15 protein-coding genes and 5 pseudogenes are annotated in these 23861 nt (G+C 68.5%); 12 read left to right on the top strand and 8 right to left on the bottom strand.

Features of this window, described 5'->3' with window-relative positions:
• The first annotated feature begins 127 nt into the window (after positions 1–127).
• Positions 128–1099, top strand: coding sequence for a helix-turn-helix domain-containing protein (locus ABZ904_RS36550; protein WP_361828380.1), 972 nt, complete (start codon positions 128–130; stop codon positions 1097–1099).
• 192 nt (positions 1100–1291) lie between these two features.
• Here ABZ904_RS36550 and ABZ904_RS36545 read toward each other — a convergent pair whose 3' ends face one another.
• From ABZ904_RS36545 to ABZ904_RS36535, 3 genes are all read right to left on the bottom strand, one after another.
• Complete coding sequence (locus ABZ904_RS36545) at positions 1292–1519, bottom strand: hypothetical protein (protein WP_361828377.1); 228 nt, start codon at positions 1517–1519, stop codon at positions 1292–1294.
• Positions 1520–1993: 474 nt separating this feature from the next.
• On the bottom strand, positions 1994–2941 hold the full coding sequence (locus ABZ904_RS36540; protein ID WP_361828374.1) for an alpha/beta hydrolase: 948 nt from the start codon (positions 2939–2941) through the stop codon (positions 1994–1996).
• 95 nt (positions 2942–3036) lie between these two features.
• A complete protein-coding gene (locus tag ABZ904_RS36535) occupies positions 3037–3258 on the bottom strand; it encodes a hypothetical protein (protein ID WP_361828371.1) in 222 nt (73 codons plus the stop codon).
• 674 nt (positions 3259–3932) lie between these two features.
• Between ABZ904_RS36535 and ABZ904_RS36530 the strand changes: the two are divergent.
• Together ABZ904_RS36530 and ABZ904_RS36525 are read left to right on the top strand one after the other, a co-directional pair.
• A pseudogene (locus ABZ904_RS36530) lies at positions 3933–4394 on the top strand (integrase core domain-containing protein); the annotation flags it as partial.
• A gap of 412 nt (positions 4395–4806) precedes the next feature.
• Positions 4807–4971, top strand: a complete 165-nt coding sequence (locus tag ABZ904_RS36525; RefSeq protein ID WP_361828368.1) for a hypothetical protein — start codon at positions 4807–4809, stop codon at positions 4969–4971.
• A gap of 221 nt (positions 4972–5192) precedes the next feature.
• Here the strand turns inward: ABZ904_RS36525 and ABZ904_RS36520 are convergent.
• Positions 5193–5396 (bottom strand): annotated as a pseudogene (locus ABZ904_RS36520) (Vms1/Ankzf1 family peptidyl-tRNA hydrolase); the annotation flags it as partial.
• A 422-nt stretch (positions 5397–5818) separates the two neighbouring features.
• Here ABZ904_RS36520 and ABZ904_RS36515 point away from each other — a divergent pair.
• From ABZ904_RS36515 to ABZ904_RS36495, 5 genes are all read left to right on the top strand, one after another.
• A complete protein-coding gene (locus ABZ904_RS36515; protein WP_361828365.1) occupies positions 5819–8560 on the top strand; it encodes an AAA family ATPase in 2742 nt (913 codons plus the stop codon).
• A gap of 1155 nt (positions 8561–9715) precedes the next feature.
• The gene (locus tag ABZ904_RS36510; protein ID WP_361828362.1) at positions 9716–11425 is read left to right on the top strand and encodes a CocE/NonD family hydrolase; all 1710 of its coding nucleotides are present in this window, start codon (positions 9716–9718) and stop codon (positions 11423–11425) included.
• Positions 11426–11921: 496 nt separating this feature from the next.
• Positions 11922–12773, top strand: coding sequence for an aquaporin (locus ABZ904_RS36505; RefSeq protein ID WP_361828359.1), 852 nt, complete (start codon positions 11922–11924; stop codon positions 12771–12773).
• 35 nt (positions 12774–12808) lie between these two features.
• Positions 12809–13726, top strand: a complete 918-nt coding sequence (locus tag ABZ904_RS36500; RefSeq protein WP_361828356.1) for a pirin family protein — start codon at positions 12809–12811, stop codon at positions 13724–13726.
• A gap of 906 nt (positions 13727–14632) precedes the next feature.
• Positions 14633–17125: a SpoIIE family protein phosphatase gene (locus ABZ904_RS36495; protein ID WP_361828353.1), complete on the top strand. Its 2493-nt coding sequence runs from the start codon at positions 14633–14635 to the stop codon at positions 17123–17125.
• Positions 17126–17129: 4 nt separating this feature from the next.
• On the opposite strand, the pseudogene ABZ904_RS36490 reads toward ABZ904_RS36495, so the two are convergent.
• A pseudogene (locus ABZ904_RS36490) lies at positions 17130–17243 on the bottom strand (IS5/IS1182 family transposase); the annotation flags it as partial.
• A 68-nt stretch (positions 17244–17311) separates the two neighbouring features.
• On the opposite strand from ABZ904_RS36490, the pseudogene ABZ904_RS36485 reads away from it, so the two are divergent.
• A pseudogene (locus ABZ904_RS36485) lies at positions 17312–18138 on the top strand (integrase); the annotation flags it as partial.
• Positions 18139–18227: 89 nt separating this feature from the next.
• Entirely contained in the window at positions 18228–19313 is a 1086-nt protein-coding gene (locus ABZ904_RS36480) for an integrase core domain-containing protein (protein WP_361828350.1), read from the top strand.
• On the opposite strand, the gene ABZ904_RS36475 is transcribed toward ABZ904_RS36480, so the two are convergent.
• The 3 genes from ABZ904_RS36475 to ABZ904_RS36465 all read right to left on the bottom strand — a co-directional run bounded on the left by ABZ904_RS36475 (position 19288) and on the right by ABZ904_RS36465 (position 21640).
• The gene (locus tag ABZ904_RS36475) at positions 19288–20049 is read right to left on the bottom strand and encodes a hypothetical protein (protein ID WP_361828347.1); all 762 of its coding nucleotides are present in this window, start codon (positions 20047–20049) and stop codon (positions 19288–19290) included. The two genes, ABZ904_RS36480 and ABZ904_RS36475, sit on opposite strands and share 26 nt — an antisense overlap.
• A gap of 178 nt (positions 20050–20227) precedes the next feature.
• Entirely contained in the window at positions 20228–20887 is a 660-nt protein-coding gene (locus ABZ904_RS36470) for a hypothetical protein (RefSeq protein ID WP_361828344.1), read from the bottom strand.
• Between the two features lie 627 nt (positions 20888–21514).
• Positions 21515–21640, bottom strand: a complete 126-nt coding sequence (locus tag ABZ904_RS36465; protein ID WP_361828341.1) for a hypothetical protein — start codon at positions 21638–21640, stop codon at positions 21515–21517.
• 186 nt (positions 21641–21826) lie between these two features.
• Between ABZ904_RS36465 and ABZ904_RS36460 the strand changes: the two genes are divergently transcribed.
• Both ABZ904_RS36460 and ABZ904_RS36455 read left to right on the top strand, forming a co-directional pair.
• A complete protein-coding gene (locus tag ABZ904_RS36460; protein WP_361828338.1) occupies positions 21827–22354 on the top strand; it encodes a hypothetical protein in 528 nt (175 codons plus the stop codon).
• Between the two features lie 65 nt (positions 22355–22419).
• Positions 22420–23772, top strand: a pseudogene (locus ABZ904_RS36455) (ISKra4 family transposase); the annotation flags it as partial.
• Positions 23773–23861 lie beyond the last annotated feature (89 nt).

Raw genomic sequence — 23861 nt, 5'->3', positions numbered from 1 at the left:
TGGTACGGCCGGGGCCTCGACGGGTATTCAAGTACCTGCCGGATGGTTCGTCCGAAGCGATCCATGGGAGGACGCCGGCCGAAAGCTATGTCCATGCCAAAATCCTTGAGATCGATAGGATTCAGCCATGCACACCATGGCTGTCCTGGCATTGGAAGGCGTTGTGGGGTTCGATCTCACGATCCCCTGCCAGGTGTTCGGCATGACCCGTCTCACCGACGGCAGCATGGCCTACGACGTGCGGGTCTGTGGCCAAGGCCCAGTGGCAGCGACCACGGGCCAGCCCGGCAGCCCAGCGCTGTTCCAGGTGCAGACCCCCTGGGACCTCGAGGTCATCGCGCAGGCGGACACGGTCGTGGTGCCGGGCGACGTCGAGCCGCCCGAAGAGGTCCTCGAAATGTTGCGGGCGGCAGCGAACCGGGGGGCGCGGATCGCCTCGGTGTGCACCGGCGCCTTCGCCCTCGCAGCCGCCGGGCTGCTCGACGGCCATCGGGCCACCACACACTGGGAGCGTGCTGCGGAGCTTGCCCGCCGCTATCCTCGGATCGACGTCGATTCGGCAGTGCTCTTCGTGGAAGACGGCCAACTGCTCACCTCGGCGGGGGCCGCGGCGGGCCTGGACCTCTGCCTGCACATGGTCCGGAGCGACTTCGGCTCGGCCGTGGCGGCCGACACCGCCCGGCGCGTCGTGATGCCACTGCAGCGCCACGGGGGGCAGGCCCAGTTCATCATGCAGGAGGATCCGGCGGAGGAGGGCGTCACCCTGGCACCCACCCTGGCCTGGCTGGAGGAGAACCTGCACCGCCCCCTGACGTTGGAGGAGATCGCCCGGCACGCGGACACCAGCGTCCGGAGCCTCGCCCGGCACTTCCAGGCACAGGTGGGCACCACACCTCTCCAATGGCTGGTCCGCGCCAGGGTGCACCGTGCACAGCGACTGCTGGAGTCCACCGATCTGCCGGTCGAGCGGGTCGGCGCGGAGGCCGGTTTCGGTTCGGCTCCCACCTTCCGCCAGCACTTTGCCCGCCAGGTCGGGACCTCGCCGCTGCTCTACCGCAGCGCCTTCCGGGCCCGGGACAACGGCCAGCCCGCAGGATAGGCGCTTGCCCGATCAGGCCCGGCACCTGCCCGCGGAATGACACCGTCACGTTGACCGACCGGGTGGGATGATCTTCGGGCTGGTCATGCTGGGGAGAGACTGCCAATCATGGGAGCAGGGTAGGCGATGGCGCTGACACCCTGCTGACGACCGTCAGACCCAGCCGATGCCGAGTTTCCGTAGCGCGTCGAGCTACTCCCTTCGTACGACGTCGAGTTCGGCCTCGAGCTCGTACGGATCACGGATCTTGGCCAGATGCGGCCACTCGCCCTTGACGTGCCCAAAGAGCGATTCGATCCATGCCTGGTCGTTGGGCGTGTGCGGGCGCCCGAAGTGCTGCGCAATCAGCGCGGCGGCCATGAAGACCCGCGTGTCGACGCAGGCCATCTGCGGCCCGTTGTCCGAGACGGCCAGCAGCACGGGCGGCTCCTGGGGCGTTGAACTGGCGTACCGAATCTTATGGTTGTTGGCCCGCTCGGCCAGTGGCCCAAGCCCTCGGCGTGCAGGGCGGTGGTGAAGGTGACCTCGACCTGCACACTGGATTCCTCGGCCGAGACCAGCGTGGCCAGCCACGTGCGGGAGACCAGATGCATGATCGCCGACCGCGACGCGCGGCGGGACCAGGCCCGCGGTCAGGCCCATCGCGCTTTTCCCGCATCCAGGTGTGTGCGACCGCCTGCTCCGCGATCGTCGAGCGCAACCGCTCGATCTCCGCCCTGGCCTCGGCGAGCGCCAACTGCTCGACACTGGTCGCCTGCCGCCGGGCACCGCGGCGGCGAGTGCGTCCAGCGCACCCTGCTTGGCGGTCTTCAGGACCCCGACGACGGTCGAGCGGTCCACGGCAGTTGGAAGGCAACAAGTAGCCCCCGCTACTTTGCACCGTGGGTCAGAAGACTAGGAGACCGGGGGCGTTTCCGCCGCCTCGCGCAGCCGCGCGCTGACGAGGTCGATGACCTCTTCGGTGGCTTGGGGAAAGGCCTTGGGCAGAATGGCGGTGAGATGGAAAGCGCCGTTCATACGCTGCTGCACGACGGGCGTACCGGCGCCCGCGAGTTTGCGGGCGTACCGCTCGCCCTCGTCACGGAGCGGGTCGAACTCCGCTGTGATCACTGTCGCCGGCGGCAGGCCGCTGAGATCGTCCGCGAGAAGCGGGGCGCACCGTGGATCGTGCGCCTGGTTCCGCCCCTCTGGCAGGTAGTGGTCCATGAACCAGTCCAGGACGTCACGGGTCAGGTAGTACCCGGAGCCGTAGTCGCGCATGCTGGGCGTGTCGGCGTAGGGGAGGGTGAGCGGGACCATCAGCACCTGGTGCCGAAGGTCGAGTCCGTGGGCACGCCCGAGTTGGCTTACCACTGCGGCCAGGTTCCCCCCCGCGCTGTCCCCGGCCACCGACATGCGCGCGGCGTCGATGCCGAAGTCGGCGGCGTGCCGGGAAACGTAGGTGGTGGCGGCGAGGACGTCCTCGAGGGCCGCCGGAAACGGGTGATCCGGAGCCCGTCGGTACTCCACGGACACCACCGTGTGTGCTGCGCGCCGAGCCAGCGAGCCACAGAGCCAGTCGAAGCCCTCGATCTCGCCGACGACGAAACCGCCCCCATGGAAGTACATCAAGCCAGGCAACGTACCCTCGGCGTGCTCCGGCCGGTACACACGAACACGCAGCGGGCCCCCGGGGCCGGGGATGCTCACGTCCTGCGTCGACACGCCATCAACAGAATCGCCGGCGTAGTCGAATATCTCGACGTCGGCGCGAGCCTCTTCGACAGACGCCCACAGCCTGTCGGCAGGCCACACCTTGGCCATGAGCGTCTTCGTCAGCTCGGTCGAATCTGAAGTGAGCATGAGGGTCTCCTGGTCGCAACAGCAGCTGCCAAGGGCGGGCGCAATCCGGATCTTCCTGGACAGGAGCCGGGGCCATGGCCGGAATATAACCCGGATCAGGTGGCCAGTCCCGGTCGAGGCGGTTGGTTATCCCGCCGCATGTCCTCCGGCTCCGACTCGGTTCCGCTGCCCGGCGTCGGGCAATCTACGCCCTGGCGCCGGACGGGCGTTCGCCGACCATAGCGGCTGGTCAGCCCGTCGACCTGCTCGGCGAAGGTCACCCGCGCGCAGTTGCCGTTGTCGCAGAACAGCCGACGCACCGACAACTCGATGACCACGGGCCAGGCACCGACCGGCGCATCGGCGATCCTGCGCGCCGTCCCGCCCGAGGAAGCGGTTGGCTCCGTCGGAGAAGTACGAGATGTTCGTTGCGGTGTTGACCAGCAGCACACGCAGCGGGAGGCCGCCGAGCGGTGGGGCGTGGACCGCTCGACCGTCGTCGGGGTCCTGAAGACCGCCAAGCAGGGTGCGCTGGACGCACTCGCCGCCGCGGTGCCCGGCGGCAGGCGACCAGTGTCGAGCAGTTGGCGCTCGCCGAGGCCAGGGCGGAGATCGAGCGGTTGCGCTCGACGATCGCGGAGCAGGCGGTCGCACACACCTGGATGCGGGAAAAGCGCGATGGGCCTGACCGCGGGCCTGGTCCCGCCGCGCGTCGCGGTCGATGTCAAGGCCGGGCTGCTGGAGTTGGTCGAGTACGCCACCGCGCACGGCTGGTCGGTGCGCAAGGCGGCCGGCGCCCTCGGCCTCGATCACGTCCGGGTCCTGCGCTGGCAGGCCCGGCGGGCCGCCGGCCGGCTCGATGATGCCCGGCCCGGCCCCGATGAGGCCCTGCACGCCCTGCTGGGCTGGGAGCAGGCGGCGATCGTGAAGCTGTCCGAGGAGTGGGGCGGTATCGACCGCTCGCACCGCAGAGGCGCACGTGGTGCAGCGGCCGTCGCCGTCGGGGTGGGTGGGCGCCACCGCACACCCGACGGCGCAGTGGATCGTGCAGCTCGGGCGCAATCTCCTCATGGACCTCGAGGACGCGGGCAGCAGGGCCACGTTCATGATTCGCGACCGCGACTCGAAGTTCACGGCCGCTTTCGACGACCTGCTGACCGACGCCGGGCTGACGGTCGTCACCACCGGCATTCGGATACCGCGGATGAACTCCCTCATGGAGCGCTGGGTACAGACGTGCCGACGCGAGCCGCTGGATGGCACCTTGAGCTGGAACCAGAGCCACCTGCTGCACGCACTCCGCGAGTTCGAGACCTTCTACAACTGCCATCGACCGCACCGAGCCCTGGGCCAAGCCGCGCCGCTGCGCCCACTGCCTGCACCGATCAACATGCCAGAGCCGATCCGGCACCTTGAGGTCCGCCGACGAGACCGGCTCGGCAGAACCCTGCACGAACACCAACATGCCGCCTGAGCAGGCCGGATGATTTATCGGCACCCGCAGTGGCCGGCGGCAGCGTTCCCGGGACAGCACAGGGGGAGAGCCCTCCCTGGCGCGAGCGTGGCGCCGGCCGGGGAACCGGTTTGCGTACGCTCGCCGGGGTGCGCAGCCGCATGTGCAACGGGCCCTTGGGCTGCGCAGCCACGATTGCCCAGCCGTCCGTCGCATGGACCGGACACCTGTGCTCGGCCCGACCACAGGCCCCACCAGCGGGTCATCCGCCCCTGGGTGAGGCACAGCTCATGAGGCGAAAGGCTCGCGCGGCTCGTGGCAACGTGTTGCCTGCAGCAGTATCCCTCCCGGGGAGCCGAGGGGCGGTGGTGGTCGGCTGCAGCAGTCGCATGCGGGACGGGCGGCGGCGAGATCCACTGCATTGCAGGGGCGTGTGCTGAAGAGCTTGGTGTACCTGCTGCTCGAGCAGGCGACGGGTGTATTGCTGCCGGGCCTGCTCGATGGCCTCTTCCAGCACGGCGGAGGAGGGGTCTGCGGCGCGGCCGCCGTGCTCGGTTTCCACCGTGACCTGGCGGACGGCCTCGGGAAGCGTCTCTGATTGGCTTAGGGAAACCAAGTGATGCCCAGTGCCCTGAGCCAATCGCCTTTGTGCCCTGGTGCCGTACGACCGCAGTCGCCAGCCCGCGTGACACGTCCCTCCGGACGCTGGTCGGCAAGGCCGTAAGGCCGCGCCGAGGAGGGTGCCCGACGTCGCCTGGGCGCCGGACGTGCGCGTCACACTGTGCCACAGGATCACTACGATTCGCTCATCCAACTGGTGAGCCTTTCGTGCACGGCCGACCGTTCGCGGGGGTCGCCGACCAGGCCGACCGGGTCGGCGCCGGACTCCTCGTAGGCCGAGTTCAGCGCTTCGGCGATCTCGCCGGCGGTGTGGTCCCAGGTGTCCTCGACCTTCAGCTGGAAATGACGCTCGGCCCAGTTGGCCGTGGCCGTGTGGTGAACCGGCCACTGCCGCCCCTCCACCTGCAGCCGAACTTGCCCTGGGCAGCACCCGCTTCACCCAGCTCATGCAGCAACTGCGCGCCGAACAGGCACAGCACCGGGCGCGGGAGCATCCGGTCATCGACTGACGCCACGCCCCGTGCGGTCGCTGTCCGGCTCCCGCGCCGGACAGCACACCGCGTACTAGGTCATCACGGCTGACGGGTACCATATGGGGTGCATTAACCATTCTGGAGGAATCTCCACGTGCTGAGCTCGATACTTACTGTCACCGCGCAGGTCAGCGTTGACAGGCGCAACGTCGGAGGGCATCGCCGGGCGGCAACCGGGACCCTCTCCTCGCCCTCCCTTCCGGCCCGCGCGCCTGCGGTTGCGGTGCGGGGCGGGCATCTCGAGACGCAGCTGTGGGGGACCCTGCAGAAACCAGGAGCAGCACGCGCGCGATGATCGGCCGGGATGAGGAGCTGCGCACCCTGCGCGGGGTGTTGTCGGACGCGGCGGCGGGGCATGGCGATGTGTTGCTGGTCCATGGCACCGCCGGCGTCGGCAAGTCGGCTCTGTTGCGCACATTCGGCGCCGAGGCGGCGGAAAGCGGTTTCAGGGTGCTGCGCACGTCGGGCGTGGAGACCGAGCAATGGCTGCCGTTCGCCGCACTACAACTCCTCCTGCAACCAGTCGCCCGGGGCGTCGAGAACCTGCCGGCCCCACATCGGCTGGCGCTGAGCGGCGCCCTTGGCGTCACGGAGACCGAGCCCGAGATATTCCGGGTGGGACTTGCCGTACTGGAACTGCTCGCCGACGCGGCCGAACGGCAGCCGGTCCTGCTGCTTGTCGACGACCTGCAGTGGATCGATTCGTCCAGCCGGGACGTGCTCAGGTTCGTGACCCGGCGCACCTCCGACTTCGCCATACTGGCCGTCTGCGCCGCCCGAATCGACTCCTCCGACTCGTACACCCCGAGCGCGTACCCGGACCTCCGTCTGGGACCGCTCGGTCCGGCGGCCGCCGCCGAGCTGCTCGACACCAGCGCGCCCGGCCTGCCGGCGCCGCTGCGGAAACTCATCCTGGAGCGCGCCGCGGGTAATCCGCTGGCCCTGGTCGAGCTGCCCAAGGCGGTGCAGGGCATGACCGCCCAGATGGACGGCCTGCCGCTGACCCAGCGGCTGGAGGACGCGTTCGCCGCGCGCAGCGACTCGGCGAGCCGGGAGTGCCGCGCGTTCCTTCTGGCCCTGGCCGCCGAGCCGACCGCGCCGCTGAACCGGCTGCTGGAAGTATCCACTCACCTCTCCGGCTCGGCGGTTTCCGTGGACGCAGTGCAGGAGGCGGTCGACGCGGGTCTGGTCACCCTGGTCGGCCGGACTCCCGAGTTCCGGCATCCGCTGATGCGCTCGGCGATCTACACTCGCGCCTCGGTCGCCGACCGGCTGGCCACCCACCGAGCCCTGGCAGCGGTGATGGAGGACACCCCCGAGCGCCGGCTCGCCCACGAGGCCGCGGCCGTGATCGGCCCGGATGAGGAATTGGCCGCCCGCCTCGAGCGTTTCGCCGATACGTCGCAGGCCCGGGGCAAGGTGGCGGCGGCCGTCCCGGCCCTGCGCCAGGCGGCCGAACTCGTCCACGACGCGCAGCGCCGGACCGGCATCCTGGTCCGGGCGGCCGAGCTGTCCAGCGAGATCAACGACCGCGTCCAGACCCAGATGCTGCTGGACCGCACCGATGTGAGCGTGCTGGGCCCGGTGGAGCGGGCCCGCCTCCTGGTCGTGTACGACAATGCCGCGTTCGAACCGGACGAACCGCACCGGCGGATCCACGACATGGTCACCGCGGCGGCCGGCGCGTTCGACGCAGGGGGTGCGGACGTCGCCGAGAACCTGCTGTGGCGTGCCGCCGCACGATGCTTCTTCCAGGACGGCGACCCACAGGTTCGCGCTCAGACCGTGGCCGAACTGGACCGGTGGGACCCCGATCCGAACGCCCCCCACGTGCTGGTGGTGCGGGCCTACGCCGAGCCGTACCGGCACGGGGCGGATGTGCTCGTACGGCTGGACGGCCTCGAGCCGGATCGTGAGGACGGCCGGATCCTGCACTTCCTCGGCGACGGCGCGATGGCCATGGGCGACATCAGCCGCGCCGCCCGGTATCTGGGGCTGGCGGCTGCGGCGTGGCGGTCGCAGGGCATGCTCGGGCTGCTCGCCCGTTCGCTGGCCACTGGCTGGCCGCGGCTGTTCCTCGGTCAGCTCGACCGGGCGCGCGAGGAGTCTGCTGAAGGGCTCGCTCTGGCCGAGGAGACCGGAGAGTGGATCGTGTGGCTCGCCCTGAAGGCGGCGGCCGGCCTGGTGGCGGCGCTGCGCGGTGAGGCCGAGGAAGCGATGCGGTCGATCCGCGAATTGCGCGCCCACAGCCTGTTCGCCGGCATGCCGTTCGTCACCGTGGTGGCGCAGCAGGTCGACGGGCTGCTCGCCCTTTTCGACGGGCGCGCAACCGAGGCCTACGACATTCTCGTATGCGCGTTCGATTCGGCCGACCCGCGCTACCACTCGGTGAGCCGCTGGCTGCTCGCGCCGGACCTGGCGGACGCCGCGGTGGCCGCCGGCACCGTGGAGCACGCCCGGGAACTGCTCGCCGAACTTCCCGAGCTGGCCAGTCGGCTGCCCTCGGAAATGATGGTGGTCGCGCACGCCTACACCGACGCGGTGCTGGCTCCGGACGACACAGCCGAGGAGCGCTACGCCGCAGCGCTTACCGTGTTGCCGGCGAGCTGGACGCTGTCGCGCGCCCGGCTGCACCTGCACCACGGCCGCTGGCTGCGCCGACAGCGCCGCTACGTGGACGCCCGGAACCCGCTGCGCACGGCCCGCGACGAGTTCGACCGGATCGGCGCGCAGCCCTGGGCCGAGATGGCCCGCGAGCAGCTGCGTGCCACCGGCGAGTCGAACGGTCGGCGGCACGCGCACACCAGCGAGCAGCTGTCGGCACAGGAAATGCAGGTGGCCGAGCTGGCGGCACAGGGGCTGAGCAACCGGGAGATCGGCCAGCGGCTGTTCATCTCGCACCGCACCGTCGGAGCGCACCTGTACCGGATCTATCCGCGCCTGGGCATCACCAGCCGGGGCAAGCTCGCCGCCGCGCTCGCCGCCCTCCAGAGGAACGAGCCGAGGGAAACGGACCCGACGGCCCGGGGGTGAACGGTAGGCGCATGGCCGGGCTGCCTACGGTAGTTGTCGCGTCAGCCGGTCAGCAGCGTGCCGAACAGCGTCGACATCGGCGCGTCTGCGCAACGGATGGTCGCCGCCCCCCGGAGTCGCTGGTGACGTGCTCGGTGGGGATGTTTTCCAGCGGCAAGATGTCGCCATATTGGGCGGTGCTGAGGAGCGCCTCCCTGACCTGGTGATGGTCGTCGTGGTCGAAGGGACCCTCACTCGATCCTGAGGTGTTTGCGGGCCCGGCAGACCAACTGTCGAGCGTTGCCCTCGCTGGCCTGCACGATGGCCGCCACGAGGGCGTAGGGGAAATCGAGGCTTCCCGGAGGATATAGGCGGCCGGGTTCAGCTTCTCCATGAGGAAGAGAACCGCGAAACTGAGCGTCTCGTCCTGCTCGGTGCCTACCTGTGGGTCCAGGCAGATTTCCGTCTTTAAAAGATCACCGTAGCCCGAACATTCTCGTGACTAATTGTCCTGAGTAGCGGGATCCCTCCGCATCTGCCACGGCATTACCACACCGTGCAAGATGAGCCGACAGCAAGGCGCCGGTCCGGTGACCGGATCATGATTATCGCCTCCACGGACCCGCTATTACCTGAAACAAACGCGGGACCAGCCTCCACTCGCTTCCCGAGCCCAAACATCGGTCATCTGACTGCGGCGCCGTGCACGAGGACATGGCTAGGGGTGGCAGGAGGCCATGAGCGAGCCCTTCGTACGCCTTCCTGACAGACCCACGGCACGGAGCCGCGCGCGGCCCGCAGCGGGTAGGGCCCGGGCCAATCGTTTCCGCTCATAGTCACTCGACTGATGCCTGAGATCTCAACCGGCCCCAGACTCGCAATAGCCTGATCCAGCGGAGCAGGTGACGAAGTGCCGAACCAACCGTTGCGTAATTCACGGCGCTGTGCGGGTACCGATCAGTACCCGCCAGGGCGGGAAGCGGGAGGGGACGAATCGATGGCTCGGCCTGACGCGCGGTCTCGACGGTCGGTTCCTCGGACCGGTTGCACAACGCCGAATACCACCAGTACACCCCGCCGGGCTTTCAGGATCAGGCGGCTTCGTCTTGATGTCTACGTCTGTGCCTGAACCGAAAACAAAGATGCAACACCAATAACGATGAGGAGTAAGTAATTATGGTGCAGCCTGTCACGGGCTTTCCCGGGGTAACCGTGGAAACCGATGTACGGTGCCGGTTGCGTGACGGCGTCGAACTGCTCGCGGACGTTTACCGCCCGGACGCGGCAGGAGGTCCCTATCCGGTTCTGCTGCAGCGCACCCCGTACGGGAAGCAGGGCGCCCAGTCGGAAACAGCGTTCGCGCACCCGGCCTGGTACGCCCAGCAGGGATTCATCGTTGTCGTCCAGGACGTACGGGGGCGGTATGCGTCCGAGGGCGAGTTCTACCCGTTCCGTGACGAGGGCCGTGACGGCTACGACGCCGTAGAGTGGGCGGCCGGCCTGCCCGGGACGAACGGCCGGGTGGGTATGTACGGGTTCTCCTACGCCGGGTTCACCCAGCTCCTGGCCGCGGTCGAGCAGCCGCCCAGCCTGGCCGCGATCAGCCCGGCCATGACGAATTCCCAGGCCTACGAGGGATGGACCCACAACAAGGGTGCCTTCGCCTACGGGTTCAACGCGTTTTGGTCCGCCTACCTGGGCATCGCCGAAGCGGTCCGGCGCGGCGACCAGGAGCGCATCGATGCGCTCAGTGGCGCCCTGATGCACGCGCCGGACAACTTCTGGATGGCTCCGGAGGCCTTTCCCGCCCTCGACCGGGACATCACGCCCTACTACTTCGACTGGATCGAGCACCCTACGTACGACGACTACTGGGCACGCTGGTCCATCGACAGCGACTACAGCCGCATCCAAGTGCCCGCATTGCATGTGGCCGGTCTCTACGACGTGTTCGTGTCAGGGACCAAGCGCAACTTCGTCGGGCTCCGTAGCGGCGCGAGCACCCCCGAGGTCGCCGCACGGCAGAAGTTCGTGGTGGCACCCTTCCACCACATGCCCTGGTACCCCGTCGTCCAGGTGGAGGATGCGAACTCCAAGGTCGTCGACGACTGTCAGGTGCGGTTCTTCACGGAGACGCTCAAGGAGACGGACACCGGCACCTTCGAATCCTCGGTCAGTACCTACGTCCTCGGCGCGGGCTGGCGTGACTTCTCAGCCTGGCCGCCGCAAGAGGCACGGATGGAGCGGCTCTTCCTGCACTCGCAGGGACGCGCCAACACCCGCTTCGGCGACGGCACTCTGGACACCCGGACGCCGGGTGACGAGTTGCCCGACCTCTACATCTACGACCCGAACGCGCCGGTCATGAGCGCGGGTGGCCATTCCTGCTGCGTCGAGGAACTGACACCGATGGGGCCGGCCTGCCAGTGCCGGCGCGAGAACGGCAAGGGCGTGCTCGTCTACACGACCGCTCCGCAGGAGCGGGATGTGGACGTGGTCGGCGATGTGACGCTGACCCTCTACGCGGCCTCCTCGGCCACCGACACCGATTGGACCGCGCGCCTGTGCCTGGTCGACGAGGACGGCTGCTCGCGCAACCTGCAGGAGGGCATCGTGCGGGCCGCCTTCCGCGACTCCCTGACCACGCCGCAGCCCATCACCCTGGGCGAGGTCTATGAGTACGTCATCGATCTGGGTCCGGTGTCGGCTCGCGTCCCGGCCGGGGCGCGGCTGCGCATTGACGTCACGAGTTCGGATTTCCCGCAGTGGGCGCGGAATTCCAACTCCGGTTACCCGGGCGACGGAGTGCCTCAGGTGGCCACCCAGACCGTCCTGCACACGGCGGAGTATCCCTCCCACCTCACGCTGCCGATGCTCCCTGCATAGAAGCAGCATCTCTGTCAGTACCGGGGCGCTGCTGTACCAGCAGTGCAGGACTGCGGTCGTACGGCACCAGGGCACGAAGACGATTGGCTCAAGGCACTGAGCATCACTCGGTTTCCCTAAGCCAATCAGAGACGCTGACAGCACCCCAGTGGGCCAGGGACATCGGCAAGTCCGAGACCCGCCGACGGGCCCTGCTGCGCGCAGCCTGGAGGGAAGTCAGAGAGAGCGCCTGGGCGCCATCGCCGAGTCGCGCCACCGTCAAGCCCAGCATCTTTGGCGCGCGCCAGGCCGAACTCCTCGGTCAGGCCGTCGCCGAATCCGAGCAGCACCGCCAGTGGTGCGCCCCCAGCGCGGATTTACCCCCGGACAGCCCACCGAGATCTTCGACACCTGCTTTGTCCCCTGATCCCGGGACTAAAGGTCCTCACCGTCTCGCGTCGTCGGGAACCCACGCCGACGCGGAGCGCGTTCCCCCATCCCCTGTAACACCATCCTTATGAGCGACCCCAACGCACCCTCCTTGGCCTTCCGGCGCAGCTCCCAGGAGTTCCTGCTGACCTTCGTCCTGCTGTTCGGCGTGACGACCATCGTGCGGTGGGTCATCGGCCCGTCCGCGGTCTCCGAGGCGATTCCCGGAATCCGCCTGAAGCTGCTCGTCGTCGGCGTGGCCGCCGGCCTGCTGGCCACCGGGCTCATCCTCAGTCCTCCCGGCAAGCAGTCCGGCGGACACATGAACCCGGCGATCTCCTTCGCCATGTGGCGCTTCGAGGTTTTCCCTGGCGCGGTGGTGGCGCCGTACATCGTGGCCCAGCTCGCCGGATCCCTGCTCGGCGTGCTCGCGGCGCGGGGCGTGTGGGGCAGCGCCGTCGGCGCTCCTCCGGTGGCCTATGCCGCCCTGCAGCCTGCACTCGGCTGGTCGGCCACGGGGCTCTTCCTGGCGGAGACGGCGTCCACTGGCGTCATCGTTCTCCTCGTGGGGCTGTTCCTGTCGGTGCACCAGCTGACGCGCTTCATCCCCTATCTGGTGGGCGTCCTCGTCTGCCTGTGCATCGTCCTGCTGGGCACGAGCACTGGGGGCAGCCTCAATCCCGCCCGCCAGTTCGGCCCGGCGCTGGCCGCCGGGCAGTTCGACTTTCTGTGGGTCTATCTCCTGGCCCCCATGGCCGGAGCCGTCCTGGCCCCGGTGGTACGGGATCTGCTTCCCGGACGCCGCCGGGTGCCCCCCACCAGTTGCACGACGCCGACGTGCCGCCGCTGCACAACCCCGCGACCCGGTGAACCGCGCCCACCCGGGTACCGGTCGGCCCACCGGAGCACGTCACAGCACCCCTTATTCCATCAAGAATAAACGTTGAAGTTTACACTACTGTGGGAAGTGCGACGATGAATGAGACCCAGGCCGAGGCCACCGTAGAGATCCTGTCCCCCCGCGACGTGCCCCTGGGCGGCCCCCGGGCGATGAACGTGCGGCGCACCCTGCCGCAGCGATCCCGATCGCTGATCGGTGCGTGGTGCTTCGCCGACTACTACGGTCCGGACGAGATAGCGGTCACCGGCGGCATGGATGTCGCACCGCATCCCCATATTGGGCTCCAGACCGTCTCCTGGCTCTTCAAGGGTGAGATCGAACACCGCGACAGCCTGGGGACGCACTCGATAATCCGCCCCGGCGAGCTCAACCTCATGACCGGCGGACACGGCATCTGCCACTCGGAGGTCTCCACCGCGAGCACCGACGTCCTGCATGGCGCGCAGCTGTGGGTGGCGCTCCCGGACCGGTACCGAGACACCGGCCCCGACTTCCACCACTACGTCCCGCAGACCGCCGTCCTTGACGGAGGCGAGGTCAAGGTGTTCCTGGGCTCCCTCGCTGGTGACACCTCACCGGTCCCCACTTTCAGCCCCCTTCTTGGCGCCGAACTTCGTCTAGACCCCGGTGCGACCGTCACCCTCGCGGTCGACCCCGCCTTCGAGCACGGCCTCCTCGTCAACAGTGGGGACGTCTCCCTGGCCGGCACTCGGCTGAGCCCGTCCCATCTCGGCTACCTCCCCGTCGGCAGGGACACCTTGACCATGACCAACCACTCGGACGCACCCGCGGTGACTCTGTTGCTCGGCGGCCCGCCCCTCGGCGAGGAGATCCTCATGTGGTGGAATTTCGTCGGCCGTACCCAGGAGGACATCGAGAAGGCCCGCGAGGACTGGATGAACGGCTTCCGCTTCGGCGAGGTGATCGGGTACCCGGGAGATCCCCTTCCCGCGCCCGAACTCCCGCGGGTGCCGATGAAGCCGCGAGCCTGACACGCCCCCGTAGATAAGGATCCGGTCGAGGATTTCGCGGCGCAGGGTGCCCACGGCTCTTTCGCAGATCGCGTTCGCTCTCGGTGCTCGGGGTGGGTTGAGCAGGACCTTGCCCCTGCCGAAAACCTCATCCGTACAGGTGAGAGCCAGTATGCGGGTTCCGCGGGCCCGCGGCCCGCGGGCTCGGGTCGGGGCTCTGGCGCGAGTGCCCAATCCTGCGGGAACATGATCGATCGTGCGACTGGCCTACCTGGGTGTGACGAACGCGTTCGCCATGCTGCGCTTGCTACCGATGAGCGACCGGGACAAGGACGTCGAGATCCTGGGGGTTGCGTCATCAGATCACCGTGCTGGAGCGGGAACTGGGAGGGGGCAGGCCGGACTTCAGGCCGAGCGATCGGGCGTTCCTGGGCGGGTTGCTGCACCAGCTTCCGCGCGATGCACTGCGTCGGCTGCGACTCGCTGACCTGAGCCGGAGAACGCTCGGCGCCGCTGTTCCCCGTGAGTCCCCGTTGCGTCCCGCCGGACCGGGCACGCAACGGGCACGAAGGGCACGGCAGCCCCTCTGCTTTTCAGGCGAGTCCGTCGTGTGGGGGGATCACTTTCCGTCCAGGCAGCGACCAGCGCCGACAGCTCGTGACATACCGCCCCTCCCGCGGCCCTGCGGCGGCCGTAGTGGACCGCGTTGGTGTCAGCCCCGGCTGCAGCCCTGTCACAGATCGGAGCCCTGCCCTGTCGACCACCCAAAAGGTACAAATCTAAACGACTTGATCTCAGTAGGACCCGGCCGAGGTCGTCCACGTCCCGCCGGGACACATGCTGCTCCAGTCGCCCACCCCGCCGTGGTCCTGGTCGCCGCAGCCGACCCGCGTGAGAACGAGTCACCTAGGTGAGGACGAAAACTCGATGACCAGCACTGACAGGGTGACCCTTGGTAAGCGATCGACCACGAGCGATATATCCGAGTCGGCGGTCGCGATGCTCGACGAGCGTGGGACGGTGGTCGCATGGACGCAGGCCGCCGAGCAGCTTCTCGGGTACTCCGCCGGGGACGTGGTGGGCCGGTCCGCCGCACTCGTGCTGCCGTCTTCCGCGGAAACGCCGACGCTATCGGCGTTCATCGAGCAGTGCCGTGCCCACAATGACTGGTCGGGCACGATGACGGTGCGCCATCGCGACGGCCGCATGCTCGACATCAACCATCGGATCTCGATGTTGCGGGGGCAGGACGGAACAATCCGGTGGCTGGTGTCCGTCACCGACATCGGCACGCTCTCCCGGGAGGCGGGAAACGGATCGGTGCGGGAGTCGCTCCTCACTCACGCGCCGATCGGCATCGTCGTTTGCGACCCGCAGCTGCGCTGCGTGTGGGTGAACGACACGATGGAGAGCCACGACGGCCTCTCCTGTGACCGGCGGCTCGGCCGGCGACTGACCGATTCATTGCCCGGCTTCGAGGTCGAAGCCCTGGAGGCGGTGATGCGGCGGGCACTGCGGAGCGGCACCACCGCGGTCCACGAGTACCGGGTGTGGCCGACGGAAGATCCCAGCCGGGAGCATGCATTCTTGGCCTCGCACTTCTGCCTCCAGGACGCGGACGGCAAGACATTGGGGGTGTGCGCCATCAGTGTGGATGTCACCGGCAGTCAGCGGACACGCGAGCGTCTTGCCATTCTCAGCCAGGCTGGCACGCGTATCGGTGCCACCCTGGACGTCACACGGACCGGGCAGGAACTGGCCGACCTTGCCGTGCCGGTGCTGGCCGACTTCGCCTACGTCGACCTGGGGGAGTCCGTCCCGTTCGGCGAGGAGCTCCCGACCCGGATCGACACGTTGGGCGGTCGCCGTCCCGTTTTCCTCCGTGCCGGTCAGGCCTCGATCCACTCAGGAATCCCAGAGTCGTCCTTTGCGCGAGGGGAGACGGCTTTCGTTCCCCCGACCTCGCCGCTCGCCGGCGTACTGCGCACGGGAAGGTCCCACCTGGAACCGGTGCTGGACGCCTCCCCTGGGACATGGGTCGACCAGGACCCGGCGCGGGCGCAAAGGATCCGTGAGCACGGGGTGCACTCCGTGATGATCGTGCCCATCATTGCGCGGCGCGCCGTCCTGGGTATCGCGGTGTTCGTCCGCACCGAGGACCCCGTTCCGTTTCACGAGGATGACCTGCTGCTCGCCGAGGAGCTCGTCACCCGGGCCGCGCTGTCCTTGGACAACGCCCGCCAATACACCCGCGAACGCACCACGGCCCTCGCCCTGCAACGCAACCTGCTGCCCCACCGTTTGACGGGCGGCGCGGCGGTCGAGGTGGCCTGGCGCTACCTGCCGGCCGACACGGAAGCCGGCGTCGGAGGCGACTGGTTCGATGTGATCCCGCTGTCCGGCGCCCGGGTGGCCCTCGTCGTCGGCGATGTCGTCGGACACGGCATCAACGCCGCCGCCACCATGGGCACGCTCCGCACCGCCGTACGCACGCTCGCCGACCTGGAGCTGCCCCCCGACGAACTGCTGACCCACCTCGATGACACGTTCCAGCGACTGGCCGAGCAGGACGCCGACGCCGCGGACCAGGCCCCCACGGTGGTGGGCGCCACCTGCCTGTACGCCGTCTACGACCCGGCCACCCGGAAGTGCACCATGGCACGGGCCGGGCACCCCCCGCCCGCCATCATCGACCCGCAGGGCCGGGTCACCTTCCCCGACCTGCCCGCCGGAAGCCCACTGGGCATCGGGCTGGGCGTCCCTTTCGAGGCCGTGGAACTGGAACTGCCCGAGGGCACTCTCCTCGCCCTCTACACCGACGGCCTGATCGAAACCCGCGACGACGACATCGACGTGGGAATGCGCCGCCTGGGCACCGCCCTGGCCCAACCGGATCGCTCCCTGGAAGACCTGTGCACCCGAGCGACGCAAACCCGCCCGGGTCAGGCACCATCCGACGACATCACCCTGCTCCTGGCGCGGACGCGCTCACTCAGCCCCACCCAGGTCGCCTCCTGGACACTGCCGAACGACCAAACCGCTGTCCCCAACGCCCGGCACATGGCAACCCGCCAGCTCACCGAATGGGGCCTGGAAGATCTCCAGGACCCCACCGAGCTGATCGTCAGCGAACTGGTCACCAACGCCGTCCGCCACAGCACCGACCCGATCGGACTACGCCTGATCCAGCACCAAGTCCTGACCTGCGAAGTATCCGACACCGACGCCAACTCCCCGCATCTGCGTCACGCACGCGCCACCGACGAAAACGGACGCGGCCTCTTCCTGATCACCCAGCTCTCCCGCAGATGGGGCGCCCGCCCGGAATCGGGCGGCAAAATCATCTGGGCCGAACAAGACCTGGACTCCGCACCCTCACGCGCACGTGCCTCCGGCACGCCACCCGCGCGCAAGGAGTAACCGTGACCTGGATCTCGGTGGCGTCCAGGCGGAGCTCGATGCCTTCGGCCTGGGCATAGGCGAACACGTCCGCCAGTGTCCGCAGGCGCAGGCCAGGACGGTCGGGGACCGCGCATCCTGTGCTGCTCGAAAAGTCGTCTTCGCAGGTGGCAGCGGTGACGGTTCGTCGGCTGGGAGCATGCCCGGATGATCGTGTCCCTGTTGTGCAAGGTGACCCGGAAGTTGCTCTCCCTGCCGTCGTTGCTGCTCCGCGGGGATGCGGCGAAAGACGCTGAGCTTCTCGTCCTGCGCCACGAGAACGCGGTGCTGCGCCGGCAGCTGGCCAGCCCGGTCCGCTACGAGCCAGTCGATCGGTTGTGGTTTGCTGCCTTGTCGGGGCTGATACCTCGGTGTCGCTGACGCGAGGTCTTCCCGGTCACTCCGGGCACCCTGCTCGGCTGGCATCGCCGATTCGTCGCCGCGAAGTGGGACTACAGCGCGCGCAGGCGCACCGGTCGGCCGCCGACCGCCACGGCGCTCAAGAGCCTCGTACTGCGACTCGCCGGCGAGAATCCGCGATGGGGCCACAGGCGGATCCAAGGAGAGTTGGCTCGGCTCGGGCACTGGATCGCAGCCTCGACGGTGTGGGAGATTCTCCACGCAGCAGGCATCGACCCCGCGCCGCGTCGCTCCGGTCCGACCTGGCGTGAGTTCCTCACCGCCCAGGCCGAAGGCATCGTCGCGGCGGACTTCTTCCACATCGACTCCGCGCTTGGCAGGCGGCTCTATGCGCTGGCCTTCCTCGACACGGCACCCGGCGCCTGCGCATCACCGGCGTCACCGCCCATCCGACGCGGGAGTGGACGGTGCAGCAGGCGAGGAATCTCGCCGCCGACCTCGGGATACGCATGGAGTCCCTGCGGTTTCTGCTGCGCGATCGAGACGGCAAGTACGGCGAGGCGTTCGACGCGGTCTTCGAGGCAGAGGAACTGGACGTGATCAAGAGTGCACCGCGGGCGCCTCGGATGAACGCCCTGTCCCGCTCGGAAATACGATTCTGGGTCTGGCCTGCAGCTTCTCCACGCAGGGCGGCGGCCTGCACAGCGCCTGGGACGATCTGTCGATGCCACTGTCGATCCTCACCACGCTGGTCCACAATCTGATCAAGGTGCCCGCTGCCGTGCTGCGCAGCCGCGTGGCCAAGGATGCGGAAGTCTTGGCGTTACGGCACGAGAACGCGGTGCTGCGCCGCCAGATCGCCCGGGTCCGCTACGAGCCGGCCGACCGGATCTGGCTCGCCGTCCTTTCCCGGCTGGTCCCGCAGGAACGCTGGCGCCACGTATTCGCTGTCACGCCGACCACGCTGCTGGCCTGGCACCGGCAACTGATTGCGCGGAAGTGGACGTTCTCCCAGCACCGCCGCCTCGGCAGGCCGTCCACCGCGTCCACCGTCAAGCAGCTCATCCTGCGCCTGGCCAAGGAGAACAGTACGTGGGGCCACCGCCGCATACAGGGCGAACTCGCGCGCCTGGGCTACTCGATCGCCCCGTCCACGGTCTGGGAGATCCTGCACGCGGCCGGCATCGATCTCGCTCCGCAGCGCTCCGGCCCGACCTGGCGTGAATTCCTCAACGCCCAGGCCCACGGCATCCTCGCCGCCGACTTCCTCCACATCGACACCATCTCGCTCAAACGCCTATACGTCCTGGTCTTCATTGAGCACGACACGAGGCGCGTCCACCTCGCCGGCGTCACCGCCCATCCCACCGCCCGGTGGACCGTCCAACAGGCCAGGAATCTCACCATGGCGCTGGGGTGTCGGATGGACTCCCTGCGCTTCCTCCTCCGCGACCGGGACAACAAATACGCCGCCGTTTTCGACGCCGTCTTCCAGGCCGACGACGTGGAGATCCTGCTCAGCCCGCCTCGGGCACCGAAGGCGAACCCGATTTGCGAGCGAGCCGTGGGCACCCTGCGCCGCGAAGTCCTCGACCGGATCCTGATCTACAACGAGGCCCACGCCCAAGCGGTCCTGACCGAGTACATCCGGCACTACAACCAGCATCGTCCCCATCAGGCTCGGCAACAACTGTCCCCAGACAGCACTCAACCGCCCGCCCCGGCCACCGCCACCGACCTCCAGGCCCACCGGATCCGACGACGGCCCGTCCTCGGCGGCCTGATCAATGAGTACCGCCACGCTGCCTGACCGAATGGCATCGCCGCAGCGCACAGCATCGAATCGTATTTTCGAGCGGCACAGGGTCGGCCGCCTTGTACCGGTAGCCGGTCACGGACGGGATCACGTCCTGCCCGGGCAGGTCCACATCCACCATCAGCTCACGGGACTCCGGCGCATACGCCAGCCGCCACGCCCGGCGCAGACCCGGCGGATACCCGCACCCGGCCAGCACGCCCTCCACCGCCTCCACGAACGCCGTCGCCCCTCCGCCCAGTGCCTGTTCCACAGCCTCACGGTGATTACGCAGGCCGGGGGAGCGGTCGATAAGCACTCGGTCCAACGCCGCCGCACGCGCCTGCACCTCGTCGGTCCGCTGCTGCGCCTCGGCCTTCATCTGTTCGACCTGCTCCTGCTTGGCCAGCCGCGCCGCCTGCTGCACCTGCCGCGCCTGCTCCTTCTTCTTCTGCTCGGCCTCCCTCTCCCGTGCCGCCTGCCGGCGGGCCAGATCCCGCTCGACCTGCTCCACCTTCTGCTTGCGCTCCGCGTCCTGACGCTTCTTCTCCCGCTGCGCCGCCGCCCACCGCTGACCTTGCTCGCGCTCCTGCTTGGCCGCTTCCCTCTCCTTGCGCAGGCGCTCTTGTTCCGCGGCCCGGGCCCGGCGGGCCTCTTCCTGCTGCCGCCGTTTTTCCTCGGCAGCCTTGGCCTTCTTCGCTTCCTGATAGGCCTGCAGCAACTGAGCGGTCAAGGACTTCTTGCGAGCCACGGCGCCCCCCTCAGACCCGTCGTGTCACCTGCTGTGAAGCCATGCCCGTCCCACAAGAACAACAACCCCGGCATCGCGCTCGTAGAGGGCTTGTCTGCGCTTCGACTGCCGGGTGGTGCTGCGACCGGCAGCAGTCTTCGGTAAGGCCGGAATGCGTAGGCCTCACTCGCGCACGGGTTCAGCTCGTCGGCTGCGTGCGAATGACCAGCACGTCCATATGGAGTTCATCGCGTGGCACCGGCATGCCACCCCAGTCGGCGAGTACCGCGAGGAGATTGAGAGCACGGTGGGGTGCGCATGCGACGTGTGGGAAACCGTCTGAGCTGGTGGTGAGGTAGGCCAGCGTTGCACGGGCAGCTGCTTCTGCGTCGGCGGCATGCTGGCCGGACTCTACTGGCACGGGCTTGCCCGTAGCGGAGACGAAGGCCTCGGCGAGCAGGAGCTTTGCTTCCCCGGCGATGAAGCGTTGAGGCTGGGTGGTCACTGTCGCTTCCGGGGCGAGGGTATGCAGGCGGGAAAGCATCCAGGCGGTCTGGGCGACTCCGGTGGCCAGCGATCCGGCGCCAGCGCCGGCCGACCAGGGCCGGTTGCCCTCCCCGGTACGGGCGCGGCCCAGCCAGCGCCACTGGTCGCTGCTCGAAGTCGGGACGGGGACGGCCATGGGCGCCTCTACAGCGAGGACCGCCTGTCCGTCCTCAGTCAGGGACCGGGACAGAGTCTGAACGGCGCCCTCCGGGTCGTCCCCATGGGATATCACGCCGCTTTCCAGCGAATCGACGAGTGCCCAGGCGAAATTAGATTGCTTCACCGAGCCGATATCCACGCCCACGACACGCACGGATCTTCCCCCTTCCGACGAAACCCTCGGCCAGATCCTCGCATGACCATGTGGGACTTGGCTTGCGATCGTCGGTGCAAGGTCCAACAGGCTGCCATGCGGCAGGTGCTGCGTACGACGGCGACGGAACCCAGCTCTGGATCGCTTGCGGGGCAGCAGCCCGGTTGCGGATCGCCTGACCGGCCAGCGCTGTGTCTGAGAGGGCCTGCCACCGCAGCTGCTGCCGCCGTCCGCGGAGTGCTCAACAGGCAGCACGCGAGCGACCACTGAACCCCACAATTCCAGTGGCGGAAGTTGTCGACGGACCAGACGGGCACGGAGCCGGGAGCTGGAGACTGGGCCGTACTCTCCTGGGCAGGCCAGTGGTGGCGCAGGGGGTCCCTATTTCTTCGGCAAGCGAGGCATGGGTTCCGGATTGTAGGAGGTGCCGTTGCGGAGCATGTCGAACAGCACGTGCGACAGCGACTCTCTATCTTGCCTGGCCGATACCGAATGGGGACCATGACAGCAAGGGAGGGGCCGGGTGTCCCCTGCAGAGGCATGACGCGATGCCGGGCGGCTCGGTACGGGGGAGGGGCTGGGCATGTCTGTGCCAGGGAGCGGGTCGGCCGAGCCCGGTGTGGCTCATCATCTGAGGCGGTATCGGGCACGTGTCGAGTCCTTCGTGTTGGTGGAGGTGAGGTCGCTGGCGGCGAATGGGTCATGCTCGGCGTCCCAGTCCTTGAACTCCTTGGTTCCAACATGAATGGCCATGCGCCAAACGTGGCAAGAAGCGTGACCAGATGGTTCCAACAAGCGTGTCCCAGAAGGTCAAGACCACCAGGTCACCTCGCCATATCGGTTGGGTGCGGCTCGTTTCGAGGGACGGGCTGACCTGGGGAGACGTTGATTGGCGTCGGGATGGGCAGGTCTTCTCCCTGAGGGGAGGAGGCGGTGTCGATGGGGTCGTTGTTCGAGGTGATCGAAGCCGAGGAGGCCGAGGTCCGGGGGCGGGTGGAACAACTCGAGGTCCAGCTGGTCGAGTTGAGCGAGCGGTTGGGGGCTGAGCGGGAGAGACTCTCACGGCTGGTGATCACCCGTGAGACGGTCGTTGAACCCCTGGCGAGGATGACGGGCGACAGTGCCGTGGACGAGTCGGTGTCGTCGGCCGGGGACGGGTCGCCGTTCGCGGGCGCCGAGCGTCAGGTCGTGGGGGTGTTGTCGGTGCCGAAGTGGCAGCCGGGCATGGAGACGAGCGCGCTGCCGCGGGTCTACCAGGACATTCTCGAGATTGTCGATGATGCGCCGGGGCCGGTGCGGGCCAAGCAGGTGGTGCCCCGGATCGGTCTGCCGGTGGAGAACGGGAAGATCGAGGTGACGCGGTCGAAGCTGAAGCGTCTGGTGGTGCGCGGTTGGCTGGACGAGACCACTCCCGGCCTGTTCACCCCATCCCGCGCCAGAAGGACTCATTCATCCAACTCGCCCTGAAAGAAGGGCTCTTCTTTCTAGATTCGTAGGTGCGAACCAGAACGAACCTCGAGAGAAGAGCCCGGATGGAACACTACGACAACCGGGGCACGCCTGAGGCGTTTGCGCGCTCGGTCAGTGCCTTCGACCTGCTGACGGCCACGCTGTCAGGCCAGACGGCCGGCGCATGGACCCATGCCGAGCTGGAGGAACACCTCCGGGCGGCGGGACGCGCGCTGATGCGTCAACTGCTGCAGGACCATCTCGACCTGCGCGCGATACGCGAGGAGGAACACCTCCGTGCCTGTCCGGATCTGCGGGTGACGGGACCGGACGGGCACACGCGTCCGTGGCGGGAGCGGGGCCATGAGCGGTGGCTGTCCACCGTCTTCGGCCATGTGAGGGTGGGGCGGGTTGCGCACCGCGGGCCCGGGGTGAGCAACGTGCATCCCGCGGATGTGCTGCTGTCGCTGCCCGCGGGCCGGCACTCGATGGGCCTGCGCCGCCTGGCCGTGATCGAGGCCGTCCGCGGCTCCTTCGACCAGGCCCTGGCCGCCGTCGGGCGGCAGTGCGGCACCGTGGTGGGCAAACGCCGGCTGGAAGAACTCGTCGTCGAGGCCGCCACGGACATCGGCGGTTTCTACCGGGCGAGCATCCCGCTGCCCTGCAGCCGGGACATGCCCCTGGTCATTCAGGCCGACGGCAAGGGCGTGGTCATGCGGCCCGAGGGGTTGTGCGAGGCCACCCGCCGCAAAGCCGCGCAGGCCGCGGCCCAGGGGCGGCGGGGCCGGCTCGCGCCGGGCGAGAAACCCAACCGGAAACGGATGGCCACCATCGCCTGCCTCTTCGACACCCGCCCGGCACCGCGCCGCCTGCACGACGTGATCGGGCCGCCCGAGGGCCGCAGCGGTCACCGCACCCGCCGCCCGCGCCCGAAAGCAGAGAACAAGTGGCTGACCGCCTCCCTCGTCAAAACCCCTGAGCAGGTCATCGCCGAAGCGTTCGACCAGGCCCAGGCCCGCGACCCGCACCACATGCGGGACTGGATCGTCCTGGTCGACGGCGCCCGCCACCAGCTCGACGTCATCCAGACCGAAGCCGCACGCCGCCACGCGAAGATCCACGTCCTCATCGACTTCGTCCACGTCACCGAATACGTCTGGGACGCCGCGCACGCGTTCCACAAGCCCGGCAGCCGCGAGGCCGAAGTCTTCACCGCCGACCGTCTCACGGCGATCCTCGCCGGTCACGCCGCCCGCGTCGCCGACGAACTCCTCGCCCTGGCCGACCAGGCCCACCTGGCGGCCTCACGCCGCGAGGCGGTCATCACCTGCCACCGCTACCTCACCGGCCATCTCGAGCAACTCCACTACGACACCGCCCTGGGCAAGGGCTGGCCCATCGCGACCGGCGCGATCGAAGGCGCCTGTGGGCACCTGACTGTTGACTGAACTACCGTGCTTGTCTTCGCAGTTCACGGCATGGGGTCGTGTCGTTGTGGCTACCGTCTGGGCGCATGGCTGAGGCT

This window comes from Streptomyces sp. NPDC046900 (assembly GCF_040644975.1).
Taxonomy (GTDB): domain Bacteria; phylum Actinomycetota; class Actinomycetes; order Streptomycetales; family Streptomycetaceae; genus Streptomyces.
Note: the sequence above shows the minus strand (reverse complement) of the source record. Positions and strands in the feature narration are given on the sequence as shown.

Coding starts and splice junctions, on each gene's coding strand:
- ABZ904_RS36550 (WP_361828380.1), top strand. CDS start 128: ATGCACACCATGGCTGTCCTGGCATTGGAAGGCGTTGTGGGGTTCGAT.
- ABZ904_RS36540 (WP_361828374.1), bottom strand. CDS start 2,941: ATGCTCACTTCAGATTCGACCGAGCTGACGAAGACGCTCATGGCCAAG.
- ABZ904_RS36515 (WP_361828365.1), top strand. CDS start 5,819: ATGATCGGCCGGGATGAGGAGCTGCGCACCCTGCGCGGGGTGTTGTCG.
- ABZ904_RS36510 (WP_361828362.1), top strand. CDS start 9,716: ATGGTGCAGCCTGTCACGGGCTTTCCCGGGGTAACCGTGGAAACCGAT.
- ABZ904_RS36505 (WP_361828359.1), top strand. CDS start 11,922: ATGAGCGACCCCAACGCACCCTCCTTGGCCTTCCGGCGCAGCTCCCAG.
- ABZ904_RS36500 (WP_361828356.1), top strand. CDS start 12,809: ATGAATGAGACCCAGGCCGAGGCCACCGTAGAGATCCTGTCCCCCCGC.
- ABZ904_RS36495 (WP_361828353.1), top strand. CDS start 14,633: ATGACCAGCACTGACAGGGTGACCCTTGGTAAGCGATCGACCACGAGC.
- ABZ904_RS36480 (WP_361828350.1), top strand. CDS start 18,228: ATGCCACTGTCGATCCTCACCACGCTGGTCCACAATCTGATCAAGGTG.
- ABZ904_RS36465 (WP_361828341.1), bottom strand. CDS start 21,640: ATGGCCATTCATGTTGGAACCAAGGAGTTCAAGGACTGGGACGCCGAG.
- ABZ904_RS36460 (WP_361828338.1), top strand. CDS start 21,827: ATGGGGTCGTTGTTCGAGGTGATCGAAGCCGAGGAGGCCGAGGTCCGG.